This window comes from Microcystis sp. M090S1 (assembly GCF_020246295.1).
In the GTDB taxonomy this organism is placed as follows: domain Bacteria; phylum Cyanobacteriota; class Cyanobacteriia; order Cyanobacteriales; family Microcystaceae; genus Microcystis; species Microcystis aeruginosa.
Genome location: NZ_JADBTF010000007.1, coordinates 1 through 10,653, shown reverse-complemented (window position 1 = coordinate 10,653; position 10,653 = coordinate 1). Strand labels below are relative to the sequence as shown.

General features: G+C 42.4%; 12 protein-coding genes. 10 read left to right on the top strand and 2 right to left on the bottom strand.

Features of this window, described 5'->3' with window-relative positions:
• Nucleotides 1-110: 110 nt before the first annotated feature.
• The 7 genes from IM477_RS00305 to IM477_RS00275 all read left to right on the top strand — a co-directional run bounded on the left by IM477_RS00305 (nucleotide 111) and on the right by IM477_RS00275 (nucleotide 6,509).
• Nucleotides 111-767: a Uma2 family endonuclease gene (locus IM477_RS00305; RefSeq protein ID WP_287729966.1), complete on the top strand. Its 657-nt coding sequence runs from the start codon at nucleotides 111-113 to the stop codon at nucleotides 765-767.
• A gap of 532 nt (nucleotides 768-1,299) precedes the next feature.
• Nucleotides 1,300-2,115: a Cof-type HAD-IIB family hydrolase gene (locus tag IM477_RS00300; RefSeq protein WP_287729971.1), complete on the top strand. Its 816-nt coding sequence runs from the start codon at nucleotides 1,300-1,302 to the stop codon at nucleotides 2,113-2,115.
• 163 nt (nucleotides 2,116-2,278) lie between these two features.
• Nucleotides 2,279-3,013 (top strand): dienelactone hydrolase family protein, encoded by a 735-nt coding sequence (locus IM477_RS00295; RefSeq protein WP_287729965.1) that lies wholly within the window; start codon nucleotides 2,279-2,281, stop codon nucleotides 3,011-3,013.
• Nucleotides 3,014-3,109: 96 nt separating this feature from the next.
• Entirely contained in the window at nucleotides 3,110-3,967 is an 858-nt protein-coding gene (locus tag IM477_RS00290; RefSeq protein ID WP_041803732.1) for a S1 RNA-binding domain-containing protein, read from the top strand.
• Between the two features lie 131 nt (nucleotides 3,968-4,098).
• Complete coding sequence (locus IM477_RS00285) at nucleotides 4,099-4,941, top strand: DUF6671 family protein (protein WP_287729964.1); 843 nt, start codon at nucleotides 4,099-4,101, stop codon at nucleotides 4,939-4,941.
• 13 nt (nucleotides 4,942-4,954) lie between these two features.
• A complete protein-coding gene (locus IM477_RS00280) occupies nucleotides 4,955-5,614 on the top strand; it encodes a class I SAM-dependent methyltransferase (RefSeq protein ID WP_287729968.1) in 660 nt (219 codons plus the stop codon).
• Between the two features lie 25 nt (nucleotides 5,615-5,639).
• Nucleotides 5,640-6,509, top strand: a complete 870-nt coding sequence (locus tag IM477_RS00275) for an NAD(P)-dependent oxidoreductase (RefSeq protein WP_287729962.1) — start codon at nucleotides 5,640-5,642, stop codon at nucleotides 6,507-6,509.
• A gap of 437 nt (nucleotides 6,510-6,946) precedes the next feature.
• Here IM477_RS00275 and IM477_RS00270 read toward each other — a convergent pair whose 3' ends face one another.
• Both IM477_RS00270 and scpB read right to left on the bottom strand, forming a co-directional pair.
• Nucleotides 6,947-7,297, bottom strand: a complete 351-nt coding sequence (locus tag IM477_RS00270; RefSeq protein ID WP_002803308.1) for a DUF760 domain-containing protein — start codon at nucleotides 7,295-7,297, stop codon at nucleotides 6,947-6,949.
• 135 nt (nucleotides 7,298-7,432) lie between these two features.
• Complete coding sequence (gene scpB, locus IM477_RS00265; RefSeq protein ID WP_002737651.1) at nucleotides 7,433-7,951, bottom strand: SMC-Scp complex subunit ScpB; 519 nt, start codon at nucleotides 7,949-7,951, stop codon at nucleotides 7,433-7,435.
• A 61-nt stretch (nucleotides 7,952-8,012) separates the two neighbouring features.
• Here scpB and IM477_RS00260 point away from each other — a divergent pair, with 61 nt between their 5' ends.
• From IM477_RS00260 to IM477_RS00250, 3 genes are all read left to right on the top strand, one after another.
• On the top strand, nucleotides 8,013-8,825 hold the full coding sequence (locus IM477_RS00260; protein WP_287729961.1) for an inositol monophosphatase family protein: 813 nt from the start codon (nucleotides 8,013-8,015) through the stop codon (nucleotides 8,823-8,825).
• A 59-nt stretch (nucleotides 8,826-8,884) separates the two neighbouring features.
• The gene (locus IM477_RS00255; protein ID WP_287729967.1) at nucleotides 8,885-9,649 is read left to right on the top strand and encodes an ABC transporter ATP-binding protein; all 765 of its coding nucleotides are present in this window, start codon (nucleotides 8,885-8,887) and stop codon (nucleotides 9,647-9,649) included.
• Between the two features lie 503 nt (nucleotides 9,650-10,152).
• Nucleotides 10,153-10,524 carry a hypothetical protein gene (locus tag IM477_RS00250; protein WP_287729960.1) on the top strand — a complete coding sequence of 124 codons (372 nt, stop codon included), beginning with the start codon at nucleotides 10,153-10,155 and terminating at the stop codon, nucleotides 10,522-10,524.
• Nucleotides 10,525-10,653 lie beyond the last annotated feature (129 nt).

The following is a 10,653-nucleotide window of genomic DNA, read 5'->3' as shown; positions in this document are numbered from 1 at the left end:
TTTTTAGCCACTGCTAAAGAGGATGAAGTGAGGGCAGAAAAGAATTTAAGAGCATGGCTTGTTAGTCAACTAGCTAAAAATAATTAACTAGGGCAGTTTTTGAGGTAATTATGGTGACAGTTCCTCTGGAGTTAAATACTAGCGAAATCCGGGCAGAAAGACGGGTTACTTTTTATCATCTCAATTGGTTATCCTATCAGCAAATTTTACAGGCACTAGGGGAAAATAATCGCGCCCATTTATTTTATGATCGTGGCACTTTAGAAATTACTATGCCCCTAGAAGAACACGAGTTTTATCGAGAATTAATCGGACGTTTTATCTATTTTTTGGTGTCCGAATTGGGTTTAAAAATTAAAAGTATGGGTTCCACAACTCTAGCTAGGGAAGATTTAGAACGAGGAGCAGAACCCGATAATGCCTACTATATTCAAAATCAAGCTAAAGTGCTAGGAAAAAGGATTAATTTAACTGAAGATCCGCCCCCAGATTTAGTGGTGGAAGTGGATATCACCCATACGGATATTAATAAATTAGCACTTTATGCCCGTTTGGGAGTGCTGGAATTATGGCGTTTTAATGGACAAATCTGGCGCATTTATCGGTTAGAAAAGGGGGTTTATCAGGAAGGAGAATTTAGTCCCTCTTTTCCCCTAGTTCCGAAAACTAAACTCTATGAATTTTTAGCCACTGCTAAAGAGGATGAAGTGAGGGCAGAAAAGAATTTAAGAGCATGGCTTGTTAGTCAACTAGCTAAAAATAATTAACTAGGGCAGTTTTTGAGGTAATTATGGTGACATTTTATCTAGAGTTAAATACTAACGTTTCTTGTCAGGCTGATAATTTCTTTTCCCAATTTAATATTGTTTTATTCGTGTATCCAAATGTTCGGACTGTTGCATTTAATCCCATGCCTTCCATCCTAGCTTTCAATACTTTGACAATTTTCGAGGGATTTCGCTAGAATACAGAAAGCGGTAAAGCGCGTAAGGGATCACGGAAACCTCCCGCTCCTTTGTACCTCGGAACAAATATCGCCCTTGAAAATGTAATGGTGACGGGTCAAGCAGGATAGAAGCTTAACGGCTAAGGTCAATTCTGCCCACAAATAAAATTCAGATCCGTCCGCCGCCGGGCAGTCGGTAGACGTTAAACTAAAACGCTTGTGGATTCGGTCTGACGGGGGCATAGTCTTCCGATTGTGTCTAGTTAAGAGGAGTAGAAGCAAGAATCTCCAGTCACAGCGTAGCTTGACGGCGAGAGTGTCAATAACTGTTGACTGTTGAATGGGACATGACTGTGGATATTCGCTTAATCGTTGTCGATGTGGATGGAACGATCGCCGGTGATAACAATCAGGTTAATCCAGCTGTGGTGCAAGCTGTCTCGGCCGTCCAAAAAAAGGGAATTCCCGTCGCTATTGGCACTGGTAGGATGTACCGCTCGGCTTTACGTTTTCATAAACGCCTTAAATCCACTTTACCTTTAATTGCTTACAATGGCGCTTGGATCCAAGATCCTGTTTCCCAAGTTCACCATCGACATACTCCCATTTCCCCCGACTTGGCGATCGATCTTTTAGATTATCTCGAACAACCCCAATGGAAAGAGAAAATCTCCCTTAATTTTTATATGGACGATGTGCTTTATGTGCGGCAATTAAACGCGGAAACGGAATTCTATCGGCAACGATCAGGTATTATTGCCCAAGCAGTGGGAGATTTACGCAAAGTTGCCCACAAAACCACTAAAATCCTGGCCATGGGGGAAGATAAGCAATTTATCGCCGAGATTTGGCATCATTTACAGCAACGCTATCAAAATCAAGATTTATACTTTACCCAATCGAGTCCGACTTTTTTTGAAGTTACCCACGTTGAGGCCACTAAGGGAAGCGCCGCCCAATTTTTGGCCGAAGATATCCTAGGATTACAACCGCAAAACGTTATGGCGATCGGTGATAATTTTAATGATGTTTCTATGCTCACCTATGCGGGTGTCGGTGTTGCCATGGGTAATGCTCCCCAAGCTGTTAAGGATCAAGCCGATTGGGTTGCCCCTAGTGTAGACTTAAATGGGGTTGCCGTGGCCTTGAAAAAGTTTGTTTTAATTTGAGGAATTAGGGAGATGGGGAATTGGGGAATTGGGGAATGGGGGAATGGGGAGATGGGGAATTGGGGAGATGGGGAATTGGGGGAATTCAACTAAAACCCTACAACCCTAAGACCCTACAACCCTAACACCCTAACACCCTAACACCCTTTTCACCGAGAAAATTATGACTATTAATACGCAAACTGTTACGATTCCTAACAAAGATATTGACATAGATGCCTATTTAGCCATTCCCGATCGGGTGGGAATTTATCCGGCAATTATCGTGATTCAGGAAATATTCGGCGTAAACGACCATATTCGCGATGTCACCCGCAGAATTGCCCAAGAAGGCTATATAGCGATCGCTCCTGCCATTTATCAGCGATTCGCTCCTGGTTTTGAAACGGGGTACAGTATGGCAGATATCGAAATCGGTCGTCAGTACAAAGAACAAACCAAAGCAGCCGAATTAATCAGCGATATCCAAACCACCATCGATTATCTTTATAGTTTGCCACAGGTGCAAAAAACCGGTGTCGGCACGATCGGTTTTTGTTTTGGTGGTCATGTGGTTTATCTTGTCTCCACTCTAGAGGATATCAAAGTTAGTGCCTCTTTTTACGGTGCAGGAATCACCACGGGAACCCCCGGTGGTGGCAAAGCGACGGTGCAAGTGACTCCCCAAATCAAGGGGACAATCTACGCATTTTTCGGGATGTTAGATGCGAGTATTCCTCAAAAGCAAGTGGATGAGATAGAAAACGCATTAATCCGTTATCAAATTCCTCATCGAGTTTTCCGCTATGAAAATGCCGACCATGGCTTTTTCTGCGACCAAAGGGCTAGTTATAATGCTAATGCGGCCAAATCTGCTTGGGATCATGTGCTAGAGTTATTTAGCCTTCTTAAATCTTAATGGTCTGACCCCTCAAGCTTCAGCTTACACTGGAAGCAGATCGAAATTATACTTGTAACCATTCTATTTATCATGACACCGAACCCTGCCTTTTCCATGGACGATTTTGCCAAAGCTCTTGATCAATACGATTATCAGTTTGAAAAAGGGCAGATCGTGCGCGGGAGAGTCGATCAACACACCTCCGATGGAGCATTCATCGATATTGGCGGCAAATCCTCCGCTTTTATTTCTTTAAGGGAAATTTCCCTGGAAAATGTTACTTCCATTGCCGAAGCTTTACCCATAGATGCAGAATTCGATTTTCTGATTACCCGTGGACAGGACGCGGAAGGACAAGTTACCCTGTCTCTGCGGCAATTATTACTACAAAAAGCCTGGGAAAATGTCAGGGAAATCTCTGAAAGTGGCAAGTCGGTGCAGCTGCGCGTCACAGGGGTGAATAAGGGGGGAGTAACGGGGGAAGTGGAGGGATTAAAAGGATTTATCCCTCGCTCCCATTTAATCGAAAAAAATGATTTAGATTCCCTCATCGGACAACTTTTAACCGCAACTTTTATTCAAATCGATCAAGAAAATAATAAATTAGTTTTATCTCAGCGAGAAATTGCTCGCGCTAACGCTATCAGTCAATTAGCTGTGGGTAAATTATTAAGTGGCACCGTGGTTAAATTACAACCCTACGGTGTCTTTGTCGATTGCGGTGGAGTGACGGGATTACTCCATGCTAAACAGGTGACAGGAGCCTCTTTTAATTCTCCCATGACTTTCTTTAAAGTTGGTCAAGCAATTAAAGTGGTAGTCGCGGAAATTGACGAATATAAAAATCGCATTTCCCTATCCACAAAAATCCTCGAAGCGCACCCCGGCGAAATTCTCGAAAACTTTGCAGAAGTCATGGAAACAGCAGCAGAAAGATTAAAACAAGCTCAGGGAAAAAACCCAGAAAGTTAGCGTAGGGTGGGTTAGGCGACAATAACTTAGATATTTTACCACCTATTTAGTATTCGCCGTAACCCACCATCAGTTATCAGGTGAATTTGTCTCCTGTCTCCTGTCTCCTGTCTCCTTTTTACTTGACAAAGATGTTTCAAGATCGGATAGCAATTTTAGGGACTATGCACGGAAAAGAGCAGGTGATTGCACCGATTTTAGCGCAAGAAATAGGCCTTAAGGTGATTGTACCCGATAATTTTGATACCGATCGCTTTGGCACTTTTACCCGGGATATTAAGCGCATCGGGACACAAATTGAAACCGCTCGCAGGAAGGCACAACAAGCGATCGAGCTTTCGGGATACGATATCGGAATTGCTAGTGAGGGTAGTTTTTATCCCTATCCCAACTTGCCGCTAGTTTCCTGTAATCGTGAATTGATTTTATTGTTCGATCGAGTCCATAATCTAGAAATAATTGGTCAAGCAATAGTCACGGAAACTAATCACGCTCACCAAACTGTAACTAATCTAGCAGCTGCTTTAGAATTTGCCGAAAAAATCGGCTTTCCTAGTCATGGTTTAGTGGTGATGTTTGATAAAAATTCTCTCGACTCTGAGCATATTTTTAAGGGAATTACTGACCAGAAAAATTTAGTTAAAATTGTTGAAGATATTCTTGACAAAAACGGCAAAGTACACCTAGAAACCGATATGCGCGCTATGCACAATCCCACGCGGATGAAAGCAATTGCAGCTGCGACAGCAAATCTGGTGCAGAAACTTAATCAATTATGTCCTAATTGTGGTTGTCCGGGGTTTGATATTATCGAAAGAAAAGCGGGTTTACCCTGTGGTTTATGTCACTTTCCCACCTCTTTGATTAAACTGGAACTATACGGTTGTCAAAGGTGTGATTATCGAGAGGAAAAACTCTTTCCCAACGGTCAAAAAAACGCCGATCCGATGTATTGTGAATATTGTAATCCCTAAAGATAGCTTTTCTATGGAAAGAATTTTAGAACCAGAAGTAATGGATGATCGGGAAGAAGCGATCGAATATGATGCCATGGACTTCACCGAAGTTAATACTAATTTCGCTAAAGAAGCCGTACAATTGGCCGGTATTAATGCTAGGGTGTTAGATGTAGGAACCGGTACTGCACGCATTCCGATTATACTCAGTCAACTACGTCCCCAATGGCAAATTATCGCTATTGATCTGGCCGATTCTATGTTAGAAATTGGTCAAAAAAATATCCTTAATGCTAACTGTCAAGAACAAATCAAATTGGAGAAAGTTGATGGAAAAAATCTTCCCTACCAATCCGAACAATTTGATTTAGTTATTTCTAATAGTTTAATCCATCATCTCAAGTATCCTCTGCCTTTTTTACGGGAAATTAAGCGAGTTTTAAAACCCAATGGTGGCATTTTTTTAAGAGATTTATTCCGTCCTGATTCCGAGGAAATAATCAAGGGGATGGTGAGGGAAATCGATCCTAATTTTTCTCCCCGACAAGCGCAATTATTTCAAGACTCGCTGCGAGCGGCTTTTACCCTAGCAGAAATCGCCGATTTAATCCAGCAGTCGGGCTTAGAAAATGTTAGAATTTATCAGTCTTCTAATCGTCATTGGACGGCCATAAAAACAAGTAAAAACTAATCAATAAATAAGGAAAAATCGAGTTATGAAAGTTGGATTTTTGGGAACGGGATTAATGGGAAAGCCAATGGTAGAAAGATTATTAAATCAGAGAATTTCTGTTATTGCCTATAATCGCACCTTAGAAAAATTGACAGCTTTACAGCAGTTAGGAGCCAAAACAGTTAGCTGTCCCGATCAGGTAATTCAAGAGGCAGATTGTCTGATTTTAATGTTAACTAATGCCGCCGCTATCCAAGAGGTTTTAGGATTAAATTCCGAGCAATCCAACTTCAATAATCGTACTATTATCCAGATGGGAACCATTGCCCCTTCTGAAAGTAAACAACTGCGAGATCAAATTGTTGCTAAAGGGGGAGAATATCTAGAAGCACCCGTGTTAGGAAGTATTCCCGAAGCTAAAAAGGGGACTCTCTTAGTTATGGTGGGAGCAACGGAGAAACAGTTCCATCAATGGTCAAATTTATTAGCACATTTTGGTCAAGAACCGATGTTAATCGGGGAAGTGGGAACCGCCGCGGCGTTAAAATTAGCTTTAAATCAATTAATTGCCTCTCTAACCAGTGCTTTTGCTTTGAGTTTAGCTTTTTTATCCCAGCAAGGAGTAGATCTAGAAAAGTTCATGACTATCCTGCGTCAAAGTGCCTTATATGCGCCTACTTTTGACAAAAAATTAACCAGAATGTTAGAAGAAAATTATGCTAACCCTAATTTTCCCACTAAACATTTACTCAAAGATGTCAATCTCTTTTTAGAGGAATCGGAGAAGTTAGATTTAACCACTTTTCCCCTAACAGGAGTACAGAGCCTTCTGGAAAAAGCTTTAGAAATGGGATTAGCAGAACAAGATTATTCAGCTTTATACGAAGCGCTGAAAAAAGAATTAAGTAGGTAGGCGTTAAAAATTATCAGACACCCCCCTTATCAAGCGTAGGGTTGATTCATGAATCAACCCTACCTTATCAAGGGGGGGCAGGGGGGATCGAACCTAAAATCCATTTTTAATTTAATTATAACCAGCTACTTATAAACCGCTTGGCAACATCAAAAAGACTCTTTTTGGTTTGTCTAGTCGGACAACTGATAGGAGAAAAACTGGTAAAAGGCTTTAAATTTTCCTTAAGCTTTGTTGAGGTGGCCGGAAGAGGGGGTTAGAGTGGGAAGTGATGGAATTTTGGGCATATTTTCCTATGACGCTGACTGAATTTGGATTATTAGCGGGTTTACTTGTCCCCGGTATCCTGCTCTCGATTTTAGTGATGGTGAGTTTTGCCAAAGGGGGCTAAAAACTGATAGAGACACCGATGAAAGTGTCTCTGTCTTGGGTGAAGATTAATCTATTTTTGGTTTTTTGCCCAATTTAATTGATTCTGTAGCTAACAAAATTGATTCTAAATGATGGCGCTTCTCCACTTGACCGAGGAAATAACCTGTCATCATCGCTGAAGCGAGAAGATTAGCCAAATTCTCGCGGTCGGTGGTAATTTGTACCGCAAAATCCTCTGAGGGCAACATTCCCACCAATCCCTTGACGTTTTGCGAGATAATATCTTTAATTTCGCTACTGACCGATTGGGCTATTCTCTCAAGGGTTTCAGGATGCTGCTGCTGGAGATACTGCATCAGACAGTTATCATTTTGTTCTTCGGTTTCCCAGGGAAAAAAATCAGGATTAAAAGTCATCAGAACTCCCACGCTGTAGTGGTTATTAGATTTAGGTTAACAAATCGCTCTTCTTGATTGCCCGAAGTCCCCCCATCTTCCTCAAGTTTAGCTCAGTGATCAGAAATATTCACCCCTAATATACCCTCTCTCTCCTTATTCCTGATCGGTAGCTTCCAGAATACCCTGTTCCCTAAGATTGTCAACCTCGAAATATTGATGAAATTTATCGGTTACTTCTAACCAGTAGGATCTACCCTCGTTTTGCTTGCGTTTTCTCACAAATCCTCGTTCTACCAAGTCCTGAACCTGTTGATAGGCCGTACTGCCTCGTAAATTAATTAAATCCGCTTGCAAAATCGGTTCTTTCAGTGCGATCGCTGCTAAAGTACGGAGGGTTCCTGTGCCTAATTCGGCCGGGATCAGGTCTTCGATCAAATTCTGATAAGCTGACCGCAATTGTAAACTATAACCGAGGGGGGTTTCCACCACTTCCAAGGCACTATCCCGGTGGGCATAATCGGACATTAACTCGATCATGGCATCTTCCACCGTCAAGCGATCGCTGTTGGTTAATGTCACCATCTCGGTTAAGGGGACAGGCTGCCCTTTTAGGTAAAGTATCGCTTCTAGACGGGTAGCTAGTCTGATCTCCTGGTGGGCTTCCGCGCTCAATCTCGACTACCTAAGTTTAGACAATGATTTAATATTCTACTAGAAGACGAACGAGAAAATTATGGAAACTTTTTGGAGTCAGGTTTTAGACTTTTGTTATCAGGCTACCGGCCAGGTGGGCGATCGCTTACTGGCTGATTTTGGCAAATTACAGGCCACCAATAAAGCAGACGGGACTTTAGTGACGGCTGCCGACCGTTGGTCCGATGGCGAATTGCGATCGCTAATTGCCCGCACTTTCCAGGATCATGGAGTCCTAACCGAGGAAACTACCCATATTTTCCCGGATCAAGAATGGTGTTGGGTAGTGGATCCAATCGACGGTACAACTAATTTTACTCGCGGTATTCCCATCTGGGGCATTTCCCTAGGACTTCTCTACCGGGGGACTCCCGTGTTCGGATTTGTTTATCTCCCCTGCCTGAAACAGGCCTATTATGGTTATTGGTACGGTGAGACGGGTTTAACCGGTCCAGAGGGAGCCTACCGCGATGGTCAACCGATTCACACCAGCGAAGATTTTCCCAGCAAAAATCATCTGTTTAATCTCTGCGCTCGTAGTACAGATATATTAAAAAATCCCTTTCCCTGCAAAGTGCGGATGATAGGAGTGGCTAGTTATAATCTGCTTTTGGTTGCCGATGGCACGGTTTTGGGAGGAGTGGAAGCAACCCCGAAAGTCTGGGATATTGCTGCGGTCTGGGCAATTCTACAGGCCGCTGGCGGAGTATTTATCTCTTTAGGAGAAAAGATTTTTCCCTTGCAGGTGGGGGAAAATTATAGCGATCGATCCTATCCCTGTTTAGCCGTGGCTCGATCGAATTTAGCGCCGGTTTTCTTGCCTTTAGTCGGTTTTCTCAAGGATGTTGCTTGAATGGAGAATTGCTCAGGTTAGAATAGCTGCATTTAATGGTTTTATCTCTATATTATTTCATGAGTTTTGATACTTCCTCTCTCAGCCAACGCAACGATAAAGCCGAAGTCTATCAGCCAGTAATTATTCGCCTCGAAAATGTATCTAAAATCTACGGCAGTGGCGAAACCATGGTTAAAGCTCTTAATAACGTCAATTTAAGCCTGAAAAAAGGGGAATATTGCGCTATTATGGGGGCATCGGGTTCGGGAAAATCCACGGCCATGAATATTATCGGCTGTCTTGATCGTCCCACCTTGGGAGCTTATTATCTAGAAAATCTGGACGTTTCCACGCTGCCGGATGGGGATTTAGCCCAGATTCGCAATCGCAAAATCGGCTTTGTTTTCCAGCAATTCCATCTTTTACCCCAGATGAGCGCACTAGAAAATGTCATGTTACCGATGATTTATGGTGGGGTTTCTCCCCAAGAAAGAAAGGAAAGAGCGATCGCTGCTTTAACGAAGGTAAAATTAGATAATCGACTGCACAATAAACCCAATCAATTATCGGGGGGACAACAGCAGCGCGTCGCTATTGCCCGGGCGATTGTCAATCAACCCATATTATTACTTGCTGATGAACCGACGGGGGCGCTAGACTCGAAAACTACCCAAGAGGTGATGGCTATTTTCTCGGAATTGAATAACAGTGGCATTACTATCGTCATGGTAACTCATGAGGCTGATGTGGCGCGTAATTCCGGACGCATTATCTGGTTTAAGGATGGTGAAGTGGTTTATCCTAATCTCGCACCGACGGATTTACACGAGGTGATTGGGTAGGGTGGGGATTTTTCAGTTATCAGTGAACAGTAATCAGTAAACAGTGAAAAGAAAACGACAACTTCCTATATAACTGATTCAAAGCTGATGGCTTACTGCTATAGGTTTGAAACTATTTAACTATTGTTACCTCAGTTTTTGTTTAAGTCTCAATAGTCGCTATTTGAGCAAGGATTACGCAATTAAAAATAGCTGACTTCGTTGTTCAGTTCGCCAAGATTATTGATGCTCGCTACAGTTAAGAATTAAGAAGTAATCGGGTTATGGTAAATCATTGGAGCGGACAAATATGATATTTTAGATTTAAGTTGAGAGTGGCGATTGCCTCTTGATTAAGTCGTTAGGTCGCTTTAACTCTTAGTAGTGATAGTGTCCGTCAAGTTATTTTTTAGTGTGATCGATACTGATTGATTCATTAGGAGGTTTAGCTTGTCGAATGCTATCTCGTTCCGTTGATTTGGGAAGACTCAAGTTATAGGGATATCTGCTTCGGAGGTTGAATTATGCCAGGGATGCGAAGGGCGGATCGCCGAGATTCTAATAGTGATAATGAGCGCAACAATCCTCGCTCTCGGCAGCCAGAGCCACCCTCTTATCAAGAACTGAAACAGCAGCGAGATAATGCTAGAGGTGATAAGTTTTTGTTGCAGCAGGAAAAAGCTCAATTGCAGCAACAGCTTCAGACTTCACAGCTTGCAGTTGATGAATGGGAGCAGCGTGCAACGCAGAATAATCAACTCTATCTTAGTGAGCAGCAAAGATATCAGCAAACTCTTTGTCTTTATAACGAAGAGAAGGCAAAAACTGTTGAATTAATAGCCAAATATCAAGAAGCAGATGCCCGGCGGACGCAATATCTGACTCTGTATAACTGAACTTCCCCCGTATAAACATACTAGCTATGGCTAAAAGTCTTACAGAGCCTGAGTTAAAGCAATATAATACTAATGGACTACTGGACACAAAATCCTGAAGTCCTTACGCAGATAGGGTTTGAGGCAAAA